Annotated in this window: 19 protein-coding genes; 11 read left to right on the forward strand and 8 right to left on the reverse strand. The window is 34.4% G+C overall.

Annotated features, from left to right (window positions below; translation table 11 throughout):
- Positions 1 to 150: 150 nt before the first annotated feature.
- From rimO to H603_RS0100155, 3 genes are read left to right on the forward strand one after another with little or no spacing between them, the layout of a single operon-like run.
- Positions 151 to 1,464 carry a 30S ribosomal protein S12 methylthiotransferase RimO gene (rimO, locus tag H603_RS0100145; protein WP_026706678.1) on the forward strand — a complete coding sequence of 438 codons (1,314 nt, stop codon included), beginning with the start codon at positions 151 to 153 and terminating at the stop codon, positions 1,462 to 1,464.
- 42 nt (positions 1,465 to 1,506) lie between these two features.
- Positions 1,507 to 1,971 carry a hypothetical protein gene (locus H603_RS0100150; protein ID WP_026706679.1) on the forward strand — a complete coding sequence of 155 codons (465 nt, stop codon included), beginning with the start codon at positions 1,507 to 1,509 and terminating at the stop codon, positions 1,969 to 1,971.
- Positions 1,972 to 1,987: 16 nt separating this feature from the next.
- Entirely contained in the window at positions 1,988 to 2,890 is a 903-nt protein-coding gene (locus H603_RS0100155; RefSeq protein WP_026706680.1) for an N-acetylmuramoyl-L-alanine amidase, read from the forward strand.
- 199 nt (positions 2,891 to 3,089) lie between these two features.
- On the opposite strand, the gene H603_RS0100160 is transcribed toward H603_RS0100155, so the two are convergent.
- From H603_RS0100160 to H603_RS0100185, 6 genes are all read right to left on the reverse strand, one after another.
- The gene (locus tag H603_RS0100160; RefSeq protein WP_026706681.1) at positions 3,090 to 4,103 is read right to left on the reverse strand and encodes an outer membrane beta-barrel protein; all 1,014 of its coding nucleotides are present in this window, start codon (positions 4,101 to 4,103) and stop codon (positions 3,090 to 3,092) included.
- 549 nt (positions 4,104 to 4,652) lie between these two features.
- Positions 4,653 to 6,194, reverse strand: coding sequence for an acyl-CoA carboxylase subunit beta (locus H603_RS0100165; RefSeq protein ID WP_026706682.1), 1,542 nt, complete (start codon positions 6,192 to 6,194; stop codon positions 4,653 to 4,655).
- A 3-nt stretch (positions 6,195 to 6,197) separates the two neighbouring features.
- Positions 6,198 to 7,640: an acetyl-CoA carboxylase biotin carboxylase subunit gene (gene accC, locus H603_RS0100170; protein WP_026706683.1), complete on the reverse strand. Its 1,443-nt coding sequence runs from the start codon at positions 7,638 to 7,640 to the stop codon at positions 6,198 to 6,200.
- 99 nt (positions 7,641 to 7,739) lie between these two features.
- Complete coding sequence (locus H603_RS0100175) at positions 7,740 to 8,225, reverse strand: acetyl-CoA carboxylase biotin carboxyl carrier protein subunit (protein WP_026706684.1); 486 nt, start codon at positions 8,223 to 8,225, stop codon at positions 7,740 to 7,742.
- 87 nt (positions 8,226 to 8,312) lie between these two features.
- The gene (locus tag H603_RS0100180; protein ID WP_026706685.1) at positions 8,313 to 10,517 is read right to left on the reverse strand and encodes a B12-binding domain-containing radical SAM protein; all 2,205 of its coding nucleotides are present in this window, start codon (positions 10,515 to 10,517) and stop codon (positions 8,313 to 8,315) included.
- Positions 10,518 to 10,623: 106 nt separating this feature from the next.
- Positions 10,624 to 11,907: an MFS transporter gene (locus H603_RS0100185; RefSeq protein ID WP_026706686.1), complete on the reverse strand. Its 1,284-nt coding sequence runs from the start codon at positions 11,905 to 11,907 to the stop codon at positions 10,624 to 10,626.
- Positions 11,908 to 12,257: 350 nt separating this feature from the next.
- Here H603_RS0100185 and H603_RS0100190 point away from each other — a divergent pair, with 350 nt between their 5' ends.
- From H603_RS0100190 to H603_RS0100230, 8 genes are all read left to right on the forward strand, one after another.
- Positions 12,258 to 12,869 (forward strand): RNA polymerase sigma factor, encoded by a 612-nt coding sequence (locus tag H603_RS0100190; RefSeq protein WP_051219096.1) that lies wholly within the window; start codon positions 12,258 to 12,260, stop codon positions 12,867 to 12,869.
- A gap of 90 nt (positions 12,870 to 12,959) precedes the next feature.
- Positions 12,960 to 14,069 carry a FecR family protein gene (locus H603_RS0100195; protein WP_026706688.1) on the forward strand — a complete coding sequence of 370 codons (1,110 nt, stop codon included), beginning with the start codon at positions 12,960 to 12,962 and terminating at the stop codon, positions 14,067 to 14,069.
- A 591-nt stretch (positions 14,070 to 14,660) separates the two neighbouring features.
- Complete coding sequence (locus H603_RS16180; protein WP_084157696.1) at positions 14,661 to 17,951, forward strand: SusC/RagA family TonB-linked outer membrane protein; 3,291 nt, start codon at positions 14,661 to 14,663, stop codon at positions 17,949 to 17,951.
- A gap of 11 nt (positions 17,952 to 17,962) precedes the next feature.
- Complete coding sequence (locus H603_RS0100210) at positions 17,963 to 19,441, forward strand: RagB/SusD family nutrient uptake outer membrane protein (RefSeq protein WP_026706689.1); 1,479 nt, start codon at positions 17,963 to 17,965, stop codon at positions 19,439 to 19,441.
- An 11-nt stretch (positions 19,442 to 19,452) separates the two neighbouring features.
- Positions 19,453 to 20,310 carry a zinc-binding metallopeptidase gene (locus H603_RS0100215; RefSeq protein ID WP_026706690.1) on the forward strand — a complete coding sequence of 286 codons (858 nt, stop codon included), beginning with the start codon at positions 19,453 to 19,455 and terminating at the stop codon, positions 20,308 to 20,310.
- Between the two features lie 15 nt (positions 20,311 to 20,325).
- Positions 20,326 to 21,663 (forward strand): DUF4302 domain-containing protein, encoded by a 1,338-nt coding sequence (locus H603_RS0100220; RefSeq protein ID WP_026706691.1) that lies wholly within the window; start codon positions 20,326 to 20,328, stop codon positions 21,661 to 21,663.
- Positions 21,664 to 21,840: 177 nt separating this feature from the next.
- Positions 21,841 to 23,430 (forward strand): bacillithiol biosynthesis cysteine-adding enzyme BshC, encoded by a 1,590-nt coding sequence (gene bshC, locus H603_RS0100225; protein ID WP_026706692.1) that lies wholly within the window; start codon positions 21,841 to 21,843, stop codon positions 23,428 to 23,430.
- 83 nt (positions 23,431 to 23,513) lie between these two features.
- Entirely contained in the window at positions 23,514 to 23,933 is a 420-nt protein-coding gene (locus H603_RS0100230) for a nucleoside-diphosphate kinase (RefSeq protein ID WP_026706693.1), read from the forward strand.
- A gap of 101 nt (positions 23,934 to 24,034) precedes the next feature.
- Here H603_RS0100230 and H603_RS0100235 read toward each other — a convergent pair whose 3' ends face one another.
- Both H603_RS0100235 and mnmA read right to left on the reverse strand, forming a co-directional pair.
- Positions 24,035 to 24,979, reverse strand: coding sequence for an NAD(P)H-dependent flavin oxidoreductase (locus tag H603_RS0100235; protein WP_026706694.1), 945 nt, complete (start codon positions 24,977 to 24,979; stop codon positions 24,035 to 24,037).
- Between the two features lie 304 nt (positions 24,980 to 25,283).
- Positions 25,284 to 26,471, reverse strand: coding sequence for a tRNA 2-thiouridine(34) synthase MnmA (mnmA, locus tag H603_RS0100240; protein ID WP_026706695.1), 1,188 nt, complete (start codon positions 26,469 to 26,471; stop codon positions 25,284 to 25,286).
- Positions 26,472 to 26,501: the final 30 nt, after the last annotated feature.

Here is a 26,501-nt window from a genome sequence, read left to right on the forward strand (position 1 = left end):
TTTTTAGCCCTGATGGTAGCGGCATCCTTTTTCTAGCTTTGTTTTGCTAGAAAAAGATACAGCGTACAGCAGGATTAGCTTCATAAAAATAGGAATCTTTTACATTACCCGAAATAAAAATTGTAATTTTGCACTCCAATTTACAAATCTATGAGAACCAAGTCTTTAAAAAAGAACAAAATCAACGTGATCACTCTTGGGTGTTCAAAAAACATATACGACAGTGAAGTATTAATGGGTCAACTTCGTGCAAACGGAAAAGAGGTTGAACATGAGGCTCCTGCTGATAAAGAGGGAAATATAATTGTTATAAATACCTGTGGATTTATTGATAACGCTAAAGCGGAATCAGTAAATATGATTCTGGAATATGCAGACAAGAAAGAAAAAGGATTAGTTGACAAAGTTTTTGTGACTGGATGTTTATCTGAAAGATATAGACCTGATTTAGAAAAAGAGATTCCTAATGTGGATCAATTTTTTGGAACTACTGAATTGCCTCAATTATTAAAAGCTCTTGGAGCAGATTATAAGCATGAATTATTAGGAGAGCGCTTGACTACTACTCCTAAAAATTATGCGTATTTGAAAATTGCTGAAGGTTGCGATAGACCGTGTAGTTTTTGTGCGATTCCTTTAATGAGAGGAAAACACGTTTCTCAACCAATTGAAAAATTAGTAAAAGAAGCAGAAGGATTAGCTAGAGATGGTGTGAAAGAATTGATTTTGATTGCACAGGATTTAACATATTACGGTCTTGATATCTACAAAAAACGTAATCTTGCTGAACTTCTTGAAGCGCTAGTAAAAGTAGAAGGAATCGAATGGATTCGCTTGCACTACGCCTTCCCTACTGGTTTCCCAATGGATGTTCTGGATTTAATGAATCGCGAACCTAAAATTTGTAATTACATTGATATTCCTTTACAACATATTTCTGACTCTGTATTAAAATCAATGCGTCGTGGAACTACTCAGGAGAAAACGACTAAACTTTTAAGAGACTTTCGTGAAAAAGTACCGGGAATGGCCATTCGTACTACATTGATTGTAGGTTATCCTGGAGAAACTCAAGAAGACTTTAATATTCTTAAAGACTGGGTACAAGAAATGAAGTTTGACAGAATGGGATGTTTTGCTTATTCTCATGAAGAAAATACGCATGCTTATCTACTTGAAGATGATGTTCCAGATGATGTTAAACAAGCAAGAGCTAATGAGATAATGGAATTACAATCTCAGATTTCATGGGATTTAAACCAAGAAAAAATTGGTCAAGTTTTTAAATGTATCATTGATCGTAAAGAAGGTGGTCATTTTGTAGGAAGAACAGAATTTGATAGTCCTGATGTAGATAACGAAGTTTTAATTGATGCTTCAAAACATTATTTAAAAACAGCTGATTTTGCTATGATTAGAATTACTGAAGCAACAGAATTTGATTTATACGGAGAGCCAGTTTAAAGAATATTTTTAATTTTTATACCTCTAATTAAAATAACTACTATGAAAACAGTTCAAGCAGCATTTGTTTATTTTTTATTATTAAGTTTTAGTACAATGTCAGCCCAATACGGCAACAACGGATATGGTAATAATGGTTATGGCAACAATGGATACGGCCGTGGAAACAGCATGAATCAAATGAGCCAAAACAGAGAACCTCAAAAGCCTGAGGAAATACCTGTAGAAGTGACTGTTGCCAAAATAATGGAAAGAATGACACCTTCGCTAGAACTGGATGCCCTTCAAGAAATAGCGGTTGCAAATGTTATTACTGAAAGCATTAGATCGCAAGGAATTTTAATGAAAGACGATAGTAATCAAGAACAAAAACTAAAAGAATTTCAAGCACTCTCTGAAACAACAGACAGAAAAATAAAAGAGTTCTTGAATGCTGATCAAATTGAGAAGTACAAAGCAATGAAAGATGATCGTACATCTCCAAAAAAGAAGAAAAGAAAAAAGTAGTCAACTAGGTTATCACATGAAAAAACATTTATATTTTTTAGCTATTGTTAGCACGATTGTATCGTGTTCTCCAAATCCTTATAAGGGAAGCGAAGCAGAATACAATTCTAAGTTAAAAACATACACGGAGACAATCTCTAATAAGGTTCCTACAGAACTTCCAGCAGTTTCTAAAAGCACCATTAGTATCGATAGTTCGTATTCGAAACAATTATATACGTTTAAAGATAGCCTGAATAACGTTGCAGCTAGTTCTGCTGATAATAATAGAAACGTGAAATGGATTGGAACAGTGAATTTTAATTTACGAAAACCCAATTTTATCATCTTGCATCATACCGCTCAAGACTCTACTGCTCAAACGGTGCGCACATTCACGCTGAGTAGAACACAAGTTAGCGCACATTATATTATTGATGACAACGGGGAAGTTATTCAAATGCTAAACGACTATCTACGAGCTTGGCACGCGGGATCAGGAAGCTGGGGTAAAGTTACTGATATCAATTCTTCATCTATAGGTATCGAACTTGATAATAACGGTAAAGAACCATTCTCTGAAAGCCAAATAAGTAGCTTAATGGCTTTATTAAATAGACTTACAAAAGAATACAAGATACCTAAGCAAAACATCATAGGTCATTCAGATATTGCTCCAAGTCGCAAACAAGATCCCAGTGCCTTTTTCCCTTGGAAAACATTAGCTGATAACGGATTTGGAGTTTGGTATGACGAAATTATGGAAGATGCTCCATTAAATTTCAACCCAGAATTAGCCCTAAGAATTATAGGATATAACACAAAAAATTTAGGGTCAGCTGTATCAGCATTTAAGTTACATTACATGCAAAGAGATGTAAATTCAGTATTAGATCAAAATACAATCAATACAATCTATGCTGTTTATAAAAAGCAATAGTTAACGCATCACATAAAAAAGGGAGTTTTCATTTATTTGAAGACTCCCTTTTTTTATTCAATAGAATCAAAACTGAAACAAGCATAAAAAAAAACTGCCATCATACAAAGTACTCTGGCAGTTAAAAAAAAAATATAGGGGGAATAATAATCTTCTATAAATACAAGCTGTATTTACATATATATTTTAATCGAAATTATTAGAATCCGTATACAACACCTACTGCAAATTGAGCGGCATTTTTAGTAGCTAATAAATCAGAGTCTACAAATACCTCATCTGAAGCATTGTCTAATCTAAGCTCTGGAATAATTGTTAGTCCGCCTGCTTTTAAATTTGCAGACAATGTAAAAGCAGTGAATGAAGTATCTCCTGACCCCTCTTTATAATCAAAATATTCACCTCTAAGACCCAATCCAAAATTCTCAGTAATTGCATAAGATGGATATAACGCAGCTCCTGTATATCCTACATCTCCTTCATTAGAATAATCTGCAGCGTTTAATCCTAGTTTGAATTTATCTGAAACTTGAAAAGAAGCTGTCAAATCTACAATTGTTCCACTTACTGAACCATCCATGAAATTCAAGTAAGCACTTAATTTATCTGTTGGCGTGAACGAAAGCTGTGCTCCTACAGCGTTCAATCCTTTTAAAGAATCTGCTGTATAGGCATTCCACGCATCATTAAAAGCACCTACCATAATACCTACTTTGTCTGATATCGCATAATTAACTTTCACTCCAGCATTTTGAAATGGTCCGTTAGTAAATAAGTATGACGTTGAATAATTGTAGTTTCCTAAAGGAGAAATTACTTCATATCCTATAAATGTCCCCATGAATCCAGCCGTGAAACTTAATTTATCAGTAGCTGCATACGTGGCATAAAGGTTTTGAATGTGAAATGAGTTAGCTCCCAATTCATCATAAGTTCCATCTGAGTTTAAAATAGATTGAAATTGACCTCTTGGACCAAAAGATATTTCTCCTACGAATGACGCTTTTCCTGTTGTTTTCTTTAAAGCTATATCTATCATACCTAATGAGACTGAATTTTGATCAGATGCAAAACTTGTAGGTATATTAGCTGTTTTTGAAAAATCATATTTATAATAAAGATCTCCAGATCCCGAAATTTCTAATGGTGAATTTTGTGCGAACGATGCATTGGCAGCAAACACCAGTGCAATCAAGATTAATCCTTTTTTCATGTATAATCGTATTGGTTATTTCTTTGGTTTTGGTTGGTTACGTAAAACAGCTGTAAAAAATCTTTTTTTCAAAAGATAAAACTTGACGAGAGCTCTTCGTTTTGTCCTAATTTACAGCAGGAATACGGTACGAATTTATTAACATTTATCAAGTAACAATAAATTTCGAGTAACAAAAGAACTCGTTTTTTGAATAATTATCGATTTGAAATAAACAGACTTCAAAAAACATTATTTCTCAATTTTCGACTACTAAATTTAAATTAAATTCATCGCTGATTTTTAGATTAATGCGGAAAAAGTATTAAAATCATCAGCAACCCCTACATTAAATCAGTGATAACCCATAAAAAAACTCAAATAAACAAAGACCACCCTATGGTTTAATAGGGGTTAAGCAAAATATAATTGTTTTTAAAATTTTACATTTAGATCAAAATCATTTATAGATTAATCAGCAATCACAGCTTCAAACTCTTTACGATATCTTTATAACTAAAAAAGCCAGCTACGAGAGCTGGCTTTTTTAGTTACAGTAAAATATATAATTTACAAAGGAATATTTCCGTGTTTTCTATTAGGAGTGACACTTACTTTATTCTCGAGCATACTAAATGCTTTTATTAATTTTCTTCTCGTATCCTGCGGTAAAATTACTTCATCTACAAAACCTCTTTGAGCTGCAGTATACGGGTTTGCAAAAAGAGTAGCATACTCAGTTTCTTTTTCTAATAATTTCGCAGCAGAGTCTTCTGCTTCACTTATTTCTTTTTTAAAGATTATTTCTGATGCTCCTTTTGCGCCCATTACGGCGATTTCAGCACTAGGCCAAGCAAAATTCATATCAGCTCCTATGTGTTTTGAGTTCATTACATCATAGGCACCTCCATATGCCTTCCTAGTAATTACTGTAATTCTAGGAACAGTGGCTTCACTTAGAGCGTAAAGTAATTTGGCCCCATGAACGATTATCCCATTCCACTCTTGATCTGTACCCGGTAAAAATCCGGGAACATCTACTAACACCAGCAGCGGTATATTAAAAGCATCACAAAAACGAGTGAATCGGGCCGCCTTAATAGAGCTATTTACATCAAGAACTCCCGCGAGATATAAAGGTTGGTTAGCTACTATACCAATACTCCTACCTCCTATCCTAGCAAAACCAACTAAAATATTCTCAGCAAAATTTTTATGGATTTCATAAAAAGAGTCCTCATCAATGATTCCGCTGATAACCTCATGCATATCATAAGGCTTATTGGGGTTATTAGGAATTATTGTTGCTAATTTTTCTCTTACCTCATCATTCAGTTGATAGGGTAACTTTTTAGTAACTTCCTTATTGCTTTGAGGCAAATAACTAAGTAAACGCTTTAAATCTTCTAAGCACTCTATATCATTGCTCGAAGTTATGTGCGCTACACCAGACTTAGTCGAATGTGTGCTTGCTCCACCTAATTCTTCTGAAGTAACTGTTTCGTTAGTTACCGTTTTTACGACATTAGGCCCCGTAACAAACATATAACTTGTATCTTCAACCATCATGGTAAAATCAGTCATGGCTGGTGAATAAACAGCTCCACCTGCGCAGGGTCCCATTATTGCTGAAATTTGAGGTATCACCCCAGATGCTTGCACGTTTCTAAAGAAAATATCTGCATAACCACCTAACGATCGTACACCTTCCTGAATACGTGCCCCACCCGAATCATTAAGACCAATCATAGGTGCACCCATTTTTACGGCCATGTCCATGACTTTACAAATCTTTTCAGCATGCGTTTCTGACAGCGCACCTCCAAATACTGTAAAATCTTGCGCAAAGATATATACTAGTCTTCCGTTTATGGTTCCGTAACCTGTTATAACACCATCACCGTTATAAATTTCTTTATCCATTCCAAAATCGGTGGTACGATGCGTAACTAGCATTCCAATCTCTTCAAACGAACCTTCATCCATTAAGTAAGTCACACGTTCTCGTGCTGTTAACTTTTTTTTCTCGTGTTGTTTGGCTATACGTTTTTCTCCTCCACCTAAATGAGCTTTGGCAATCTTATCGTTTAATATATCTATCTTAGAGTCCATAGTTTAAGAATTTGGTAGTCTTACAATTTTTTGATCTTGAAAATATTTTTTCAAAGCAAGTAGTGCAGCAATTTTAGCTTCTTGATTTAATTCCAACTTCATTTTTTCACCATCGTAATAGTTTTTAACAAAATGGGTATCAAAATTTCCTGATCTAAAAGCCTCGTGTTCGCAAACAAATTTACCAAATGGTAAAGTTGTACTCACACCTACCACATTATAATCATCAATTGCTTTGATCATTAATTGAATTGCTTCTTCTCTAGTTTGACCGTAGGTAATTAACTTAGCTAACATTGGATCATAATAAATGGGAACATCCATACCTTGCTCAAAACCATTATCCACACGAATTCCCTCACCTACAGGTAAACTGTAAACCTCTAAATTACCTACACTAGGCAAGAAATCATTCAAAGGATCTTCAGCGTAGACTCTTAATTCGAGCGCATGACCTGTAATTTTTAAGTCCTCTTGTTTTATTTTTAAAGCTTCTCCTCGAGCAACTCTTATTTGCAACTCTACTAAATTTATTCCTGTAATCAATTCCGTTACGGGATGTTCCACTTGCAAACGAGTATTCATTTCGAGAAAATAAAAATTATTATTTTCATCTAATAAAAATTCAACAGTACCCGCTCCTAGATAATCACATGATTTAGCAACTAGCACAGCAGCCTCACCCATTTTTTTACGAAGTTCTGGAGTCAATACCGCAGAGGGAGCTTCTTCAACTACCTTTTGATGGCGACGCTGTATACTACACTCCCTTTCAAAGAGGTATAAAATCGTACCATGACTGTCAGCCATGATTTGAATTTCAATATGCCTTGGTGACGCTACGTACTTTTCGATAAAAACAGAGCCATCTCCAAAAGCGTTAGTCGCCTCACTAATTGCTCTATTCATTTGCGATTCAAATTCTTCTTCGTTTTCTACAACGCGCATTCCCTTACCTCCACCACCTGCAGATGCCTTAATTAAAATAGGAAAACCAACTTGAGTCGCTACTTTTTTAGCTTCCTTTATATCTGTAATTGCTTCGTCTAAACCAGGAACCATTGGGATATCGTATTTTTTCACAGCCTCTTTTGCCGCAAGTTTACTACCCATAATATGAATCGCCTTCGATTTTGGACCAATGAATGTGATACCATTTGCGGTAACATCCTCAGCAAATTGAGCATTTTCACTTAAAAATCCATAACCCGGATGAATTGCATCAACATTTAATGATTTTGCCACTTCAATAATCTTACTACCTAGTAAATACGATTGATTTGAGGGAGCTTCACCAATCCAGACTGCTTCATCAGCAAATTTGACATGGGGAGCATTTCTATCAACAGTAGAATAAACGGCTACTGTTTTTATTCCCATTTTCTGGGCAGTTCTCATAACTCTAATGGCTATTTCTCCACGATTTGCAACTAAAATTTTTTTCATATTTTAATAGATAAAAGAAATACCATCGCTTTTATTACACCACTGTAAGTAGTACAGCTTTAGCAACAAATTTCTTGTTTCTTACTTGTACTTTATAGTTTACTCAAATTCGATTAAAAGTTGTCCTTTATCGACAGCATCTCCTTTACTTACAGCAATAGATTTTATAACTCCGTCGCGAGGAGACTGGAAACTATTTTCCATTTTCATAGCTTCAAGAATTAGCAAGGGATCTTTTTCTTTGACAGTTTGTCCTACTTCAACACTTATTTCTAGTATTAAACCTGGCATTGGAGCTTTTATAGCATTGATTTGTTTAGATAGGCCTACTTCAAATCCTAGTTCTTTAATTAATAAATCGAGATCATCTGCTATTGAAACAGTATATAAGTTACCATTTACTTTTACAGTATAGTCCTTTTGATAAAAATTAGAAGATACAATTGTTGCCTTATAAGGAGCATTATTATGAAGAGCATGGTAATCGTCGCCTCCAGTATTTACTGCGTCAAATTTAGAAACTTCTTCTTTATTAATATCGAATAAGAAGGAGTCATTGACGCTAATTTTATAATTATCGCGCATTTTACAAGTTTTTTACTCGTAAAAATAAGTAAAAGAAAACGTTTTCGTTGTTATAAAATTATTTTTTTTGCTGCTAGTATTTAGTTATTATAATACTAGTAATCCATATTCCCTCAAAGTATTCACGGGTTTAGAATACCAAAAGAGTTCAAAATTTTCTAACGTAGTTTCAAAACTTGCTTTGAGTTCTTGGAAGGCAAAAGTTTTATTATTCGAAACAGAAATTAAAGGAAGTGTATTTAGTAACCATTGCCCCTCTAGATCATTCAGCACTATGTCGAAGCTTTCCTTTTTATCATGAAAGGTAAAAGCCATCATTTGCCATGATTGACCTTTTTTTGATTTAGTGAAATTACTAACGGATGGTTTACCACCCAACCATACAATTTTTGCATTTGCTTTGATATTCAAGTCAGCATCATTAGTCAAAGCATTGTAGATAAAATCATCAGGTATTTTTGATTTAGGTATTTTAAAATCAAACCACTCTTGTAATTCGTAGTCAAAGCAAATGCCGTGCATGAAATTAAACAGTGATTTTTTTAAACCAAAACTAAATTTATCATGGTCAATTCCAGTGCTATCGATGTAATTTATATCGTTATTTGCAAATGAACCTATTGCTTCGGTTTCTTTTTTCACACCAAATTTCTCTGGATATAAACCCACCGGACTATGTGCTGTCATCGCGAACTGATGCCAAAATCCTGATTGCAATACTCCTGCTTCAAAAAGTTGACGCACCATTTCTAAACTGTCCACCGTTTCCTGAACAGTTTGAGTAGGATAACCATACATTAAATACGCGTGCACCATAACTCCAGCTTCAGTGAAATTACGAGTTACCTTAGCTACTTGTTCTACAGTAACGCCCTTATCGATTAATTTTAATAACCGATCAGATGCTACTTCGAGACCTCCAGATACAGCAATGCAGCCAGAAGCTTTTAACAGCAAACACAAATCTTTACTAAAACTTTTTTCGAATCGAATATTTGTCCACCAAGTAACTGATAATTTACGGCGCAAAATTTCTAGCGCTAGTGCTCGCATTAAAGCAGGCGGAGCAGCTTCATCTACAAAATGAAAGCCATTCTCGCCCGTTTGTAGCACCATTTCTTCCATACGATCGCACAATAAATTTGCAGCTACTGGCTCGTATATCTTTATATAATCAAGTGATATATCACAAAAAGTACATTTTCCCCAGTAACACCCATGTGCCATTGTTAATTTATTCCATCGTCCATCTGACCACATACGGTGCATTGGATTGACAATTTCGATAACAGAAATATATTTATCTAAAAGCAAATCTGAATAATCGGGTGTGCCAACTTGAGATTGTTTGTAGTCAGATTTTGCAGAATTATTTTTATAAATGACTGCTCCGTTTTCTAATAAAAACGTTCTTTTAAAAGCACCATAATTAGAATCTTCGATGTTTAAAATCAATTCTTCAATAGGTACTTCTCCGTCATCTAGCGTGATGTAATCAAAAAATTCAAAAACACGACTATCAGAAATGGATCGCAATTCAGTATTAGGGAAACCACCTCCCATCGAGATTTTGATATTAGGATAATTTGCTTTCACCCATTGCGCTGACCTGAAAGCACTATATAAATTCCCAGGAAAAGGAACCGAGATTAAAAACAATGTTGGTTGGACTGATTCTATCTTTTCTTTTAAGGTCGAAAGCAAAACGGCATCAATATATGTAGGAGCTTCTTGCAATGCTTTATAAAGTTCATCAAACGAATTTGCTGATCTCCCTAAGCGTTCTGCATAACGACTGAAACCAAAATTAGCATCTACACATTCTACAATAAAATCAGAGATATCCTCAAGATATAAAGTCGCTAAATGTTTCCCACGATCTTGAGTTCCCATCGTCCCAAAAGCCCAGTCAAGTTCTTCTAATTGCACAAATCGAGAAGCCTCAGGCAAATAATCTTCTTGGCAAATTTGTAATGCTAGAGTGGGATTTTTTCCTTGTAGAAACGCGATTACCGCATCTATGGTTTTTATATATTCTTCTTGAAGCGCAAAGATACGCTTTGAGTTATCTGAAATACTATTGTTTAAAGCTTCAAATTGTGGAGCTGCTACAGCAAACAAATCTGAAATTCCCCCTTTAGAAAATAATTTTAAAATCACCTCTATACCTAAATCTGCTTGTACAGCTTCAATAGCTTTTGTATTTAAAAACCCTTTTATGTATGCCGTAGCAGGATAAGGCGTGTTTAATTGTGTGAACGGAGGTGTAACTAAAAATAATTTGGTTTTCAAAAGAAGTAATTTTTCTGCAAAAATAAGGGATATTACTCCTAATTCATACTAAAGGGCAATCTTTAAAAAAAATTGGTGTTAGAAAATTTATTTTCGAATAGAACCCTTAAAATTTATGTTCTTTTTTACTAATCACTAATAAAGCTATTACAGAAGCAAGCGATGCTGCTGAAAGGTAAAAACCAACATAGGTAAGACTATAGTTTGTAGCTAACCATATCGCTGCCATTGGAGCAAATGCCGCACCAATAATTCCTGACATGTTAAAAGCCAGTGACGTTCCCGAATAGCGCACATTTGTAGGGAATAATTCAGATAAAAAGGTGCCCAATGGACCATAAGTACACCCCATCAAACTCATTCCTACGCACAAAAATAATGTTACAACTACAGTATTCCCACTATTCATTGCCATCGAAAACAGAAAACCAAATAAAGCAATTGCGACAGTAACATATATTAAAGTTTTTCTACGTCCGATTTTATCAGCAATTAAAGCAGATATTGGTATAAACATGGCAAAAAACAAAACGGAGAATAATTGCATTAATAAAAAGTCTCTTTTACTATAATCTAAATCAGATGTCGCCCAGCTCAAAGTAAAAACCGTCATTAAATAAAATAATAAAAAAGTGGTCATTGCAGCAAGAGTTCCAAAAATTAATTGGTTTTTATAAAATTTAATTAAAGTAAGGAAAGGAATTTTGATTTCGCTTTTTTCCTCTTTTGCATTTTCAAAAGCTGGCGTTTCTGTAATATTCAATCGAATGTAAAACCCTACAAGAACCAGTAGCGAACTAGCAATAAACGGTATTCTCCATCCATAATCAATAAATGCCTCGGCTGTCATTGTATCTGTTAGTAATAAGAATACTCCACCAGACAATAACAAACCTATAGGAGCCCCAAGTTGAGGAAACATTCCGTACCAAGCTCTCTTGTTTGGCGGGGCATTTTCTATGGCAAGTAAAACAGCTCCTCCCCACTCTCCTCCTAGTCCAACGCCCTGCCCAAAGCGACATAGCATTAGTAATAAAGGAGCTGCAATACCAATGCTCGCATAACTTGGCAAAAACCCAATGCAAACCGTAGAAATTCCCATAGTAAGCAATGCTATTACCAAGGTAGTTTTACGTCCTATTTTATCACCATAGTGCCCAAAGACTGCTGAACCTATTGGTCTAGAGAGAAAAGCTATAGAAAAAGTAGCAAGAGATAGTAAAACAGAATTTGTAGTATCTGCTGAAGGAAAAAATAGTTGAGGAAACACTAACACTGCAGCATTAGCATAGATGTAAAAATCAAAAAACTCTATTGTAGTTCCTATGAGGCTTCCAAAAAGGACATGTTTAAGAGAATTCTTTTTTATACTGTTCACATTATTATTCATTCTGAGGCTATTTAATTTTCAATAAAATTCAGCTATTTAATTTGAATCTCGAAATATTTGAAGACTAAAAAAAGCCCGAAGAAGGAGAAATAAATTAAAAACAATTTAATGATGATTTATTTCTGAATATAATAAAACAAAGGAATATACGGTCAAAGTATGTAAGAAAATATCTATTGCGAATTATACAATTCTTGTACAGTTTTACAACTCTATATTAAAGAATTTAAACCAAAATTCATAAAATCATTAATATGCCACACAACTATAACAATTATTTGTGTATCTATATTATTATACGTACAATTACAAATCTTAACAAAACCTTAATATACAAAACCACCACCATTTTGCATACTAATCAAAAAATAACCAAGCCCATAGTTGAGGACACTCAATTGTGGACTGATTTAAAGGCAGGAGACGAAAAAGCTTTTTCGATGCTGTTTGAAAGACATTATGAACAATTGGTTCGCTATGGTAATTCCTTTTCTAATGACAGTGATAAGATACAAGACTGTGTTCAGGATGTATTTGCAGATATTTGGCTTTACAAAAATAACTTGGGAGAAACTACAAATGTAAAAGCCTATTTATTGTCTAGTGTTCGAAAAAGAATTTCGCGATTACAAGAAAGAGACCGCATTTTTAACAAAATCACTTCTACGGATGTCGTCAACTTTTTATTTTACTTTTCGATCGAGCATCAATTAATAAATGATGAAATAACCGCTGATAAAGTATACCAATTAAATAAGCTTATCAACTTGCTTCCTTCAAGACAAAAAGAAGCGCTATATCTAAGATACAATCAAGGATTAAGTGTAGAGCAAATTGCGGAACTAATGGATGTGAATTATCAATCTGCAAACAACCTGCTTCACCGTGCAGTGCTTAATTTAAGAAAAGATTGGAATGTGAGCCTATCCTTACTGCTAGTGCTCTCACCGGCTATATTATAATATTTTATTAAAAAAATTAAAAAAAAATCATAATTTAGTGAGTATATAATAAAGAAAGCGTCCTTTATGTATTTGTAATCCTATATATAAATGCAAATACGCGATCATTATACTGAAATTGAGGAGTTTTTATCAGATGCTTCTTTCCAAACATGGATACGTTCAAACGTAGACCAGGACAATTGGGAGGAATGGACCTTAGAAACTGCAGTTAGAGCCAAGCTTGTACAAGATGCACGCCTATGGATATTGGCTACTAAAACTCCCGAACCTAATTTTACTACAGCAAAAATTCAAACAGCTTTACTTGCTACTTGGAGTAAAATAGAAAAGCGCGAACAACCCAACAATAAAAAAGAAATTAATTTATGGAATAGCAATTGGCTTAGGTCTATAGCGGCAGTTTTGGTTTTTGGAATACTCGCTACTTGGACCTATAGCCATTTCTTTAGTGCTTTAGATGATCAACAAGTATATAACGAACTTTTAGATGAAAACTTTGAAGGATTAGTTGAACAAACAAACAATTCAAATAAAGCACAGACCATAACACTATCAGATGGAAGTTCTATTTTACTACAACCAAAGAGTAAATTAAGTTACCCTAAAATATTCACCGGTTCAGAACGAAGAGTGTATTTATCAGGAGAGGCTTTTTTCGAAATTAGTAAAAATCCTAAGAAACCATTTTTAGTTTATGCTAATGAAATTGTAACTCGTGTGTTAGGAACAAGCTTTAAAATTAGTGCCTACGCTAAGAATCCCAATATTGAAGTATTAGTGCGTACTGGAAAGGTAAAAATCGAATCTAACCAGAGCATCATGCCATCTTCTAAAGACGAGGACATCACATTACTTCCTAATGAAGCAGTACGCTTTACTCGAAAAGATTTAAAATTTCAAAAAATAACTGACATCACAAAAGATGAAGCACTTATTAGTTCTTTAAGCAATATAGAACAGTTAAGTTTTGACTTTACCGATATTCCCGTGAGCCAAATATTTAAAACATTAGAGCAAGCCTATTTAATCAATATTGCTTACCCACAAGCTAAGATGAAAGAGTGCCATTTAACTAGCTCGCTTAACGATATGCCATTACCCGAGAAACTTAAAATTATTTGTAAAGCTTTAGGAAACAATACAAACTATGAAATGAATGGCAACCAAATAATAATCACCTCTGACGGTTGTGAATAATTAATAAGCCTATGTAAGAATTTATAAAAATAAAAAAGCGCCGATAATGCTGTAACATTAGCGACGCTTAAATGAAATCAAATTGTTTTCTGTAAAAAACAATTTGTGATGTTTCGACAATACCCTTTAGAAGTACTAATTAAAACAAACCAAAATTATGAAAAAACCTGTTGTTAAACAACGATTACTCTTTCGAATCATGAAAATAACCCTATTCCAACTCCTGCTGGCCTTTGTGTTTTCCACAGTTACAATGGCAAATAGCGTTAATGGTCAAAAGAAACTAGACACTAGAGTTACACTAGAGTTACACTAGATCTTGAAAACCTAACTTTATCTAATGCTCTAAGCAAACTAGAGAAATCAGCAAAAGTAAAATTTTCTTACAATTCTAGAATTAGCCAGTTAGACCAGAGAGTAAGCTATAGCGCCAATGACGAGTCATTAGCGACTATTTTAGCAAATATTTTAAAACCATTAAACATTGCGTATTCTGAAATTAGCAATCAAATAGTTTTACAAAATAAAGCACCGCAGTTAGACGACAAAATAGCTGCATTTTTACCAAATAATGCTACTAGCGGCACTTTTATGGTTGCAACTGTTACTGGTAGAGTACTTGATGAAAATGGAAGTCCACTACCTGGAGCTACAGTAATGGCAAAAGGGACTAAAGTGGCAGTCCTTACTGACATGGACGGTAACTTTAGCATCAACATGCCTGCAAATACTACAGTCATTGTAGTTACTTATATAGGTATGAAAACAGTTGAGGCCACTGTTAAAGCTACTCCTATGACAATTACTTTAAATGAGTCAGGACAAGCATTAAACGAAGTTGTCATCACTACAGGATATGAGAAAACATCTAAAAGAACATTTACAGGTGCTATTAGTAGAATTTCTGAAAAAGAACTTTTAGTAGAAGGTGTAGTGGATATTAGTAGAATGATCGAAGGAAAAGCTGCCGGTGTAACTGTTCAAAACGTAACAGGAACTTTTGGTACTGCACCAAAAATCACTGTGCGTGGATCGTCTTCAATCTTTGGAGATACAAAACCATTATGGGTAATTGATGGAATCGTGCAAGAAGACATTGTGAATTTATCTTTCGCAGATTTGGCATCAGGTAACTCTGAAACACTTTTGAGTTCGTCAATTGCTGGACTAAATCCAAATGATGTATTGAGTATCGAAATTTTAAAAGATGCTTCTGCAACATCTATCTATGGATCAAGATCATTGAACGGGGTTGTGGTAGTGACTACTAAGCAAGGTAGACGTGAGTCTCCACTATCTGTTACTTATTCACTTGAACAAACAGCACGTGTTGTACCTAGCTACAATCAATACGATATTTTAAATTCTCAAGAAACAATGGGAATCTTAAAAGAGGTAGAAGCTAAAGGATTTTTAGGATTACCTGCAACTGCTCAAGGTCGTTACGGTGGTGTTTATAACATCCTTGCTAATGCTATTAATACTTACGACGCTACAAACGGAACATACGGCGTAAGAAATGATGAAGCTGGAAGAAACGAATTCTTAAAAAAATACGAGTTATCTAACACTAACTGGTTCAAAACTTTGTTTAGACCATCTATTACACAAAACCACTCTTTGAGTTTTTCTGGTGGAGGTAAAAACAATGGATACTTTGCTTCACTTGGATTTTACAGTGATCCAGGATGGACTACAGCTGATAAAGTAAACCAATTAACATCAAATATCAAGAATACCTTTTACGTTAATGATAAATTGAACATTACCTTGTCTACTCAAGCTTCGATAAGAGATCAACAAGCTCCTGGAAGTTATGACAGTTTAAGAGATGGTGTTAACGGTAGTACTACCAGAGATTTTGACATCAACCCTTTCAACTATGTTTTAAATACAAACAGAGCATTACGACCATATGATGATAACGGAAACTATGAATACTATAGAAACAACTGGGCTCCTCTTAATATTGTTGAAGAGTTAAAAAATAATTACATGGATATCAAAGTAAAAGATATTCGTTTTCAAGCTGATCTATCGTATAAAATTTCACCTAAATTCACATACAATTTTGTAGCTAATGCGAGATATGCAAATACTATTAGAGAGCACAACATACTAGAGCAATCTAATATCGTAGGAGCTTACAACGCACAAGAAACTACAATTGTAAGGGATGCAAACATCTTTTTATATGAAAACCCAGATGACTTAACAGCTCCTAAAGTTTCTGTATTGCCAAACGGAGGTATTTTAAGAAAATTCTCTAACGACTTAACTTCATACAACATTAGAAATAGTTTTAACTATAAAAATGTTTTCAATGACAAGCATGAAGTAGATGCGTTTTTTGGACAAGAAATGCGTTCTGTAGATAGAAACAGTAGCAACTTTACTGCATACGGTTTACAGTATGACAGAGGGTTAACTGCTTTTACTGATCCTAGATTATTAGAAAAAGTAATCAACGGAGGAGAATCGTACTACGCTTTTTCTGAAGAAAGAGAAAGAACGGTAGGTTTCTTTACTAAATTAGGATATACTTATGATCGCCGTTATACAGGATCTATCACAGGTCGTTATGATGGATCAAATAGACAAGGAAATAGTGGTTCATCAAGATGGCTGCCTACTTACACTTTTAGTGGAAAATGGAACATTATGGAAGAAGATTTCATGAAAAATGCAGCAACTATAAGCAACTTAAGTTTAAGAGGTTCCTATGGTTTGACTGCAACTGCTGGTCCAGCTACAAACTCATTAGCGATTTATAGAAGTTTTATCACTGACCGTCTGAATCTTAACGATAGAGAAACTGGTTTGAGCATTGATGATCTTCAAAATGGTGACTTAACATGGGAAAAGCAATTTGAAACGAATATAGGATTGGATTTAGGCTTATTTAATAATAGAATCCAATTAACGACTGATATTTACAGCAGAAAAGCTTTTGATCTAGTTGATGCTGTTACTACATCAGGAATTGGTGGACAAAAATTAAAATTAGGTAACAATGCCGACATGGAGACTAAGGGTATCGAACTATCGTTAACTACTAAAAACTTGAATAATTCAAGATTAAAATGGTCTACTACTTTTAATTTCTCAATCTACGATCAAGAAATTACAAGGCTTGCAAATGTACCAACAGTTTTAGGATTAGTTGACGGTACAGGAGGAAATGCAGTAGGTCATCCTAGAAACGCATTATACTCATACCAGTTCACAGGATTAAATAATCAAGGATTACCTACTTTCATTATGCCAGAAGGCGAAAGTGATAACATTGCAGGTGCCAACTTCCAAGATTCAGAAGATGTTACTAAATATTTGAAATATGAAGGATCAATCGAACCAAATAAATCAGCAGGTATTTCGAATACATTCACTTATGATAACTGGTCTTTAAATGTATTTATAGTTGCAGCTGGTGGAAACAAGGTTCGTTTAAATCCTATTTATTCTAGCAGTTATGACGATTTAACTGTTTTCACAAAAGAATTCACAAATAGATGGTTGAATCCAGGAGATGAGGCATTCACAAACATTCCAGTAATTGCTGACCAAAGATTAATTGCAAATTATGCAGCCGAATCAAGAAGTTTGACAAGAGCTTACAACGCTTACAATTATTCAGATGAGCGTGTTGCAGACGGAGCATTCGTACGTCTTAAAAATGTGTCATTAACTTATGAATTTCCTTCTGATTTCAAGAAACGTATAGGATTAAGTAGATTTTCTATGAAGGCATCTACTGCAAATCCACTGTTGATTTATTCAGATAAAAAATTAAATGGTCAAGATCCTGAGTTTTATAGAACTGGAGGAGTTTCTCAACCAATCACGAGCCAATACACATTCTCACTTAACGTATCATTCTAATTATAAAAGACATGAGAAAAATAAATATAACCTTATCACTACTCGTACTTTTAAGTCTTACTAGTTGTGACGACTTCCTATCTGAAACGCCAGATAACAGAACACAATTAGATAGTCCAGAAAAAATATCAGAGATTCTTGTAGAAGCATATCCACAAGCAAACTATATGCTATTTGCAGAAACAATGACCGATAATGTTTTTGATAGTGGCGATTTAACACTTTCAAACGTTCAAAATTCTTTGGACTACAATTGGGAAATGCAAATAGAAACGCAACAAGATACTCCTTCGGATTATTGGGATGCTTGCTATCGTGCAATTGCACATGCAAATCAAGCACTAGACGCTATAGATAAATTAGGAAATCCAGCAAATTTGCAACCACAAAAAGGAGAAGCTTTATTAGCTAGAGCATACTCGCACTTTATGCTTGTATCCTTGTTCTCTCAAAGATACGACCCTACAACTGCTAAGTCTGAATTAGGAATTCCTTACGTACTATCTCCTGAAACAACATTGCTTAAGGAGTACAAGAGAAACACAATCGAGGAAGTTTACAATTTTATCGAATCAGATGTTGAAGAAGGTTTGAAATATGTGAACAACGATTATGCACAACCTAAATTTCACTTTAATGTAGCAGCTGCAAACTCTTTTGCGAGTCGTTTTTATGCTGTTATTGGTAAATGGGAAAAAGTAATCGCTGTATCAAATGCTTTAGGAAATAGACCAGTAGGAGAATTAAGAGACTATCAGTCTTATCTTGATCTAGATTTCAACACTGGAGAACGTAAATATTCTCAAGAAAGTGAGAATACAAATTTACTTATTGCTTCGGCATCATCTGTTTACTCACGAACATTCAGTCGTAACAGATTTCAGATGACTGGTGCAGATAGAGATGTGCTTTTTGGAGCAGCAACAAATTTAGCTAACAAAGGATATCTATATCGTCCATTATCATACAATGGCCAAATCACCATATTTGTACCCAAGTTTGTAGAGTATTTTAGATATACAAATGTAAATGCAGGTATTGGTCAACCATTTGATGCTTTAGTTCTTTTATCAAATGATGAGCTATTCTTGAATAGAATCGAGGCGCATATTATGACAAATCAATTAGCAGTTGCTAACGAGGAAATTGATTATTTCTTGTCGCAAAGAATAACGGCTTACAACACTACCACAGATAAAGTTTCTGAGGCAAAAATTGTAGCTAAGTATCCGGTGATTGCAAATGAATACACTCCATTTTACACTATGACTGCTGTGCAAACATCATACATTAAAGCCGTTGCCGAAATGAGAAGAAGAGAGTTTGTTCACGAAGGTTTAAGATGGTTAGATATTAAAAGGTTTGCACTGTCAATTACGCATAAATCATACAACGAGCCAGACAACGTTCTAACTAAAAATGATTTACGTAAAGCTATTCAATTGCCTTTACATGTAACTAACACTGGAGTAGAGAAAAACCCACGCTAAAACTAAATCAAATGAAAAAATTCAAATTATATAAAAATGTATTAGTGCTATCTTCTGTTTTATTTCTGGGAGCTTGCGCTAGTGACGAACCATTAACCGAGAGTATTTTAGATACTACTGTCCCTGTAAAATCTTCATTAGACAATTGGATAGATACTAATTTCTTAACACCTTACAATATCAATGTGCAATACAAGTGGGATCAAAATGTAGTAGATAACAATCGTTACTTGTTTCCACCAACACAAACAAAAGTACAGCCAGCATTAGAAATCGTGCAAAAAATATGGTTACAAAGTTATTCTACTATTGGAGGAGCTGATTTTGTTAAAAAAATTGCTCCAAGAGAATTTGTTTTGGTAGGTGGTGTTAACTTAAACACTACAGGTACCATTACACTTGGACTTGCAGATGCTGGACAGAGAATTACTTTATTTGAAACAGACAAAGTCAACAAAACTGATCGTGAAAACGTAAAGCGTTTTATAAAAACGATTCAACACGAATACATTCACATCTTGAACCAAACAAAACCGTTTGACGAAAAGACATTGGCAAAAATAACACCTACAGGATATACTTCAAACTGGTATGCTACGTCTACGGCTGTGGCTAATGAAGAAGGTTTTATATCTGACTATGCAAGATCTAACATCAATGAGGATTTTGCAGAAATGGCAGCAACTATGTTGATTAACTCTAAAGCAGAATATCAAGCTATTTTAGATGGAATTGAAGATGAGGAAGCTGTAGCTAATATCAAAGCTAAAGAAGCAGTCGTGGTAAAATACTTTAAAGACGCTTTTAATATGGATTTTTACAAATTAAGAGACGAGGCTGAGAAAAACACTAACGAACTTACTAAGTAAATAATAACAAACACTATGAAATTAAAATCTATATTTAATTATATATTGGTTGCTATTTTAGCAATACAATTAGTTTCTTGCGATAACAAAGAAACTTTAGAATCGCCCTTTGGGGCCACGCCAGCCGAGCGCCTAGATGCTAAGCAAAAAGAGCTTAACGACTTATTAGAATCATCTGAATTTGGTTGGAAAGCAGTATACTTTACCGATGTTACCCAACTAGGTGGTTTTACGCACGTCTTTAAATTTAAAGATGGAAAAGTAGATATGGCCTCTGACTTTGATGATGACACTTCTGTATATTCAAGTGAATATTCTATTGAGTTAGGAAGTACTACAAGTTTACTTTTTAGTACAAGCAATAGAATACACTTATTATCTGATTCTAACAACGCTCCAACAGCTGCATTAAGAGGAAAAGGGTACAAAGGAGATTTTCAATTTCTTTACTACGGTCAAGAAAATGGCGAAATCATTTTTAGAACTAATAGAAGTTTTGAAGAATTACGTTTTGTTAAAGCAACTGCGGCTGACTGGACTAATCTAGCCAAAGCTAGAGCGATGATTCCTAATGTTGTTGGAGCATCATCTCGACCACTTTTTAGACTTTTAGAGACTAACGACGGTTCAAAAATTAATCAATTTGATTTTACTTTTACACCTGCCTCTCGTTATGCAGTGGCTAACTCAATTGTAGCTGGCTCTAGCTTTTCTTATAATGTCGGTATTGCTTATACTGCAACTGGAATTACTGTAAAACCTGCAATTAAGGTAGGAACTCAAGATTTAACAGATTTTGTTTACGATGCTAACACCGGAAGTTTTAATGCAGCTGGTACAGGAGGAGTGACTGCAACTATTAGATACTCTAATAAACCGCTTGTTCTAACTGATGACTATAAACCATTACTACCTGGTAATCCAACTGTCATATATGCATACATTGCAGCTAATTTATCTACGGCAGCTTCAAATTCTAATTTTACAAATAGCTTACTAAATGCAGCAAATGCATCACTGCCTTCAACGCAGAAAATCAATAGAATCCAATTTTACTTTAATGATGGAGCTAATGGTAGCTACATCGCTTACACTTTTACTGGTGGCCGTGCAGCTGTATATCATTTTGTCAAAGTAACTGAAGATCCAGTTAATAAAACGATTAAGTTATCTAACGACGGGTGGTCAGTTGCAACTCCACCTACATTCTTACAAGCTATTGATAACCAACTATTAGACCCTAATGGGTTGTACGTCAAAAAAGAGACTTTCAAAATAAACTTTAGCAACACAATTTACACGTTCACTAGTGCTTCTAGTAATTTTAGATTAACAACTTACGCATTTCAGTAAAATTTAATACTGTTTTTTTTTATAGAAGGTTGCTCGTCATGAGCAACCTTCTTTTTTTTACATACCAATCACAAGATACAATTCTAGTATTTTCCATAATTCACAAAGCTTTCATAAACCTAAAATGTGTAACTTTACTTTTTACTACTTTAGCAATAAATTTAGAAATTCACACTTATGCCAACCGACTGTATCAGCTATCAAAATTCTGGTTATTTCTCGCCTTTGATGAATGATTATTTAGACGAAAAATCAAACTTAAAATCACTATACAACCGCTTTCCAAAAATTGAAAATTTTGAAGCGCAAATTGCTGAAAAACAAGCCAACTTTAATAACGCTTCAAGACCCAAGCTTGTAACCATTCTACTCGAACAATATATAGGAGTTCCATCATCTTATTTGACACAACAAAATATCGAAAGTTTAAAGGTTGAGAATACTTTTACAGTTATCACGGGGCATCAACTCAATTTATTTAGCGGCCCACTTTACTTTTTGTATAAAATAATATCAACTATTAATCTGACCAAAGAATTAAAAGCAAAATATCCTGCTTCTAATTTTGTGCCAATTTATTGGATGGCAACTGAAGACCATGATTTTGAAGAGATAAATTACTTTAACTTTAAGGGGAAAAAATTCAGGTGGAATAAAGTGAGTACAGGTCCTGTTGGCCGTTTATCAACCGAAGGTTTAGCCGAATTTTTTACAATTTATCAGCAAGAGTTAGGGACTAGTACAAATGCCTCGGCTCTTAAAAAAATGTTCGAAGAAGCCTACTTAAAGCATGATAATTTAGCCGATGCAACAAGGCACTTAGCTAACGCCCTTTTTGGAGAATTAGGCCTAGTAATTATTGATGCAGACAACAGCGAATTAAAACGAAATTTTATTCCTTATATTAAGGAGGAATTATTACATCAAAAATCTCACAAAGCCGTTATCGAAACTACTTCTCATTTAGAGCAGTACAACATACAAGTGAATCCGCGTGAAATTAATTTATTTTATATCGAAGACGATCTACGCGAACGCATTATTTTCGAAAATAACAATTACAAAGTAAACCACACAAATTTAGTTTTTTCAGAAGCTGAAATAATAGCACTTGTTGAAACTAATCCTGAAAAATTTAGTCCTAATGTAATTATGAGACCTTTGTATCAAGAGGTCATTTTACCTAATTTATGTTATATAGGTGGAGGTGGAGAAATTGCATATTGGTTAGAACTTAAATCTTTTTTTGAAACAGTACAAATCACTTTTCCTATGTTGTTGCTTAGAAATTCAGTTCTATTAGCCACAGAAAAACAGCTTAAAAAAATTGACAAACTCAACTTATCTTGGAGTGACTTATTTTCTAAACAGGAAATGCTTAAAAATAAAGTTACTGAAGATCACTCTGCTTTTCCTATTGACTTAACAAATTATAAACTACAATTACAGCAGCAATTTGCAGATTTGTTCGCATTAGCCGCTCAAACAGATAAATCGTTTACGGGTGCTGTGAAAGCGCAGGAAAAAAAGCAAATAAAAGGTTTGGAAAATCTAGAGAAACGTTTATTAAAAGCGCAGAAAAGAAAGTTCTCAGAAGAAATAGAGCGCGCTACCGACCTTCAAAATGAATTATTTCCAAACAAAAGTTTGCAGGAAAGACAAGCTAATTTCTCTGAATTTTACTTGGAGTCTGGTACAAGTTTGATTCCCAAATTAATTGCTACGTTAAAGCCATTAGATCAAACATTCGAGATTATTACCATATAATTTTTTTTCAGTGGTATCTTTAAGAAATTAGCACATTATTAAACAAAATAAACTATTTTTGCACAAAATTTAAAAAATAACAAATGGCTACTAATAGAACATTTACAATGATTAAACCGGATGCAGTAGCAAACGGACATATCGGAAACATTCTTGCAATGATTACTAATGCAGGATTCAAAATCGTATCTTTAAAATTAACTCAGTTAACTATTGCTGATGCTCAAGCATTTTACGCAGTTCACTCTGCAAGACCTTTCTACGGAGAATTAGTTGAATTCATGTCAAGAGGACCAATCGTTGCTGCTATTTTAGAAAAAGAAAATGCAGTTGAAGATTTTAGAACTTTAATTGGAGCTACTAATCCTGCTGAAGCTGCTGAAGGAACTATCCGTAAAGCATACGCTACTTCAATTGGAGAAAATGCTGTTCACGGTTCAGATAGTGATGAAAACGCAGCTATTGAAGGTGCTTTCCATTTTGCTGGAAGAGAGCAATTCTAATAAAACATACAATGTTTAATGTATTTTAGACATTCAAATATAAAGGTGGACACTACAACAGTAATGTCCACCTTTTTTTATGTGCGCCAAAAAAATACAGTTTAAAAATCCATATTTATTAACGCTTCTTTTGCCTCTTTAAATTCAGCTATCATCTCTTTTACTATTTGCTCTGCCGATTTGATATCATGAATTAGTCCTGCAATTTGGCCTATTTCTAATTCTCCTTCGATTAAATCTCCTTCAAACATTCCTTTTTTTGCACGAGCACGACCTAATAGTGCTACTAAATCCTCTTTGCTGCCGTTATTATCATAAAGTGATTGAACATCATTGAAGAATTTGTTCTTAATCAATCGTACAGGCGCTAATTCTTTCAAAGTAAGTTGAGTACCACCCTCTTCTGTTGCAACAATTGTTTGTTTAAAATGATCGTGAGCAGAAGATTCAATTGATGCCGCAAACCTACTGCCTACTTGTACTCCATCAGCACCTAATGCCATTGCAGCAAGCATTCCTCTCCCACTTCCAATCCCTCCGGCAGCAATAACCGGGATGGTAATTTTTTCCTTAACCATAGGGATTAATGTAAGTGTCGTGGTTTCATCTCTACCGTTGTGTCCGCCGGCTTCAAAACCTTCAACTACAACAGCATCTACACCCGCATTTTGGGCCTTGAGAGCAAAAGCGGAACTACTAACTACATGCACTACCGTAATCCCTTTTTCCTTTAAAAAAGCAGTCCATGTTTTAGGATTTCCTGCAGAAGTAAAAACGATTTTCACTCCCTCATCAATAATGATATTCATAATCTCCTCAATATTGGGGTACAGCATGGGAACGTTAACACCAAAAGGTTTACTAGTCGCCTTTTTACACTTTTGAATGTGTTCACGCAAAACTTCTGGATACATTGATCCAGCACCTATAAGCCCTAAGCCACCAGCATTACTTACTGCACTTGCAAGTTTATATCCGCTTACCCAAATCATTCCCCCCTGGATTATTGGGTACTGAATATTAAATAGTTTGGTTATTATATTCATAAAATGTTGAAAATTTAGAAATTCATATTTTTGATCAAAATCATGTTACCAAATTTATCGAAAATTAAGTGAAATCAGAAAAAAAGTAATTATTATATGTATTCCTTAATTCATTCAAAAAATGAATTGATTAGACGATAACCACTTTAAGTTCTAAATAATTAGTAAAGGACATCTCAGATTCTTCGACACTGATTAAAATTTAATTTCATCGAACCAAATCTAAATGGGATTACAGCATAAAAAAAACCAGACAAAAGCATGTTAACTCTTATCTGGTTTTAATTTTTATATAGAAGTATTTTTACGAAATCACACCTGAACCTATTAATTCGTCATCTAAATACCAAGCTGCAAATTGCCCCTCAGTAATTGCAGATTGAGGTTCGTCAAAAACAATATACATTCCGTCCTCATATTGATGTAAAGTAGCTTTTTGTAACGGTTGACGGTAACGAATACGAACCATCAACTCTGTTGTTTCACCATTGGCCAAAGCCATATCAGAACGTACCCAATGTACTTCTGAATTCTCTATAAACAACCCTTTTCTAAATAATCCAGGATGCTGACTACTCAAACCTGTATAAATGGTATTTGTCTCAACGTTTGTTCCTATGATAAAAAGTGGATCCTTTGTCCCTCCTACATTCAATCCTTTTCTCTGTCCGATTGTAAAGTAATGCGCCCCTTGATGTTGACCTACAACTTTACCCATCTCTGGAGTATAATTAATTTTAGTGGCATTCTGCCTTAGTTTATCCAAGACAGTTACTCCAGTATCTTCAGCAACAGCATAAACCGCGTCATCTTTATCAATTTGAACAATCTTCCCTTCCTTAGGCTGCAATTTTTGTTGCAAAAACTCAGGTAAACGTACCTTACCTATGAAACACAAACCTTGCGAATCTTTTTTCTCAGCCGTTACTAATTCCATTTCAGCTGCGATTTCACGAACCTCAGGTTTAGTCAATTCACCTATAGGAAAAAGAGATTTAGCTAATTGCTCTTGTGATAACTGGCATAAGAAATAAGACTGATCCTTATTTACATCAGCACCTGCTTTTAATTGATAAATAGTTTCTCCATTTACCGTAGTTTCACTTTTACGACAGTAATGTCCTGTAGCAACATAATCAGCACCAAGACTTAATGCAATCTTCATGAAAACATCAAATTTTATCTCTCTATTACAAAGTACATCTGGATTGGGAGTTCGTCCCTTTTCATATTCGTTGAACATGTAATCAACAATCTTCTCCTTATACTCTTCGCTTAAATCAACTGTTTGAAAAGGAATACCTAATTTCTCAGCAACAAGCAACGCATCGTTGCTGTCCTCTAACCAAGGACACTCGTTAGAAATAGTAACTGAATCATCATGCCAGTTTTTCATAAAAAGACCAATCACTTCATATCCTTGTTGCTGCAACAAATATGCTGCAACACTCGAATCTACACCTCCAGAAAGTCCTACTACAACTCGCTTCATTTTTTTATTTTTTTGAGACTGCAAAGTTAC

Source organism: Flavobacterium frigidarium DSM 17623 (genome assembly GCF_000425505.1).
Lineage (GTDB): Bacteria > Bacteroidota > Bacteroidia > Flavobacteriales > Flavobacteriaceae > Flavobacterium > Flavobacterium frigidarium.

Excerpts from the sequence above, each read along its gene's own strand:
- rimO (WP_026706678.1), top strand. The coding sequence starts at position 151 with ATGAGAACCAAGTCTTTAAAAAAGAACAAAATCAACGTGATCACTCTT.
- H603_RS0100150 (WP_026706679.1), top strand. The coding sequence starts at position 1,507 with ATGAAAACAGTTCAAGCAGCATTTGTTTATTTTTTATTATTAAGTTTT.
- H603_RS0100155 (WP_026706680.1), top strand. The coding sequence starts at position 1,988 with ATGAAAAAACATTTATATTTTTTAGCTATTGTTAGCACGATTGTATCG.
- H603_RS0100160 (WP_026706681.1), bottom strand. The coding sequence starts at position 4,103 with ATGAAAAAAGGATTAATCTTGATTGCACTGGTGTTTGCTGCCAATGCA.
- H603_RS0100165 (WP_026706682.1), bottom strand. The coding sequence starts at position 6,194 with ATGGACTCTAAGATAGATATATTAAACGATAAGATTGCCAAAGCTCAT.
- accC (WP_026706683.1), bottom strand. The coding sequence starts at position 7,640 with ATGAAAAAAATTTTAGTTGCAAATCGTGGAGAAATAGCCATTAGAGTT.
- H603_RS0100175 (WP_026706684.1), bottom strand. The coding sequence starts at position 8,225 with ATGCGCGATAATTATAAAATTAGCGTCAATGACTCCTTCTTATTCGAT.
- H603_RS0100185 (WP_026706686.1), bottom strand. The coding sequence starts at position 11,907 with ATGAATAATAATGTGAACAGTATAAAAAAGAATTCTCTTAAACATGTC.
- H603_RS0100195 (WP_026706688.1), top strand. The coding sequence starts at position 12,960 with ATGCAAATACGCGATCATTATACTGAAATTGAGGAGTTTTTATCAGAT.
- H603_RS16180 (WP_084157696.1), top strand. The coding sequence starts at position 14,661 with ATGGTTGCAACTGTTACTGGTAGAGTACTTGATGAAAATGGAAGTCCA.
- H603_RS0100210 (WP_026706689.1), top strand. The coding sequence starts at position 17,963 with ATGAGAAAAATAAATATAACCTTATCACTACTCGTACTTTTAAGTCTT.
- H603_RS0100215 (WP_026706690.1), top strand. The coding sequence starts at position 19,453 with ATGAAAAAATTCAAATTATATAAAAATGTATTAGTGCTATCTTCTGTT.
- H603_RS0100220 (WP_026706691.1), top strand. The coding sequence starts at position 20,326 with ATGAAATTAAAATCTATATTTAATTATATATTGGTTGCTATTTTAGCA.
- bshC (WP_026706692.1), top strand. The coding sequence starts at position 21,841 with ATGCCAACCGACTGTATCAGCTATCAAAATTCTGGTTATTTCTCGCCT.
- H603_RS0100230 (WP_026706693.1), top strand. The coding sequence starts at position 23,514 with ATGGCTACTAATAGAACATTTACAATGATTAAACCGGATGCAGTAGCA.
- H603_RS0100235 (WP_026706694.1), bottom strand. The coding sequence starts at position 24,979 with ATGAATATAATAACCAAACTATTTAATATTCAGTACCCAATAATCCAG.
- mnmA (WP_026706695.1), bottom strand. The coding sequence starts at position 26,471 with ATGAAGCGAGTTGTAGTAGGACTTTCTGGAGGTGTAGATTCGAGTGTT.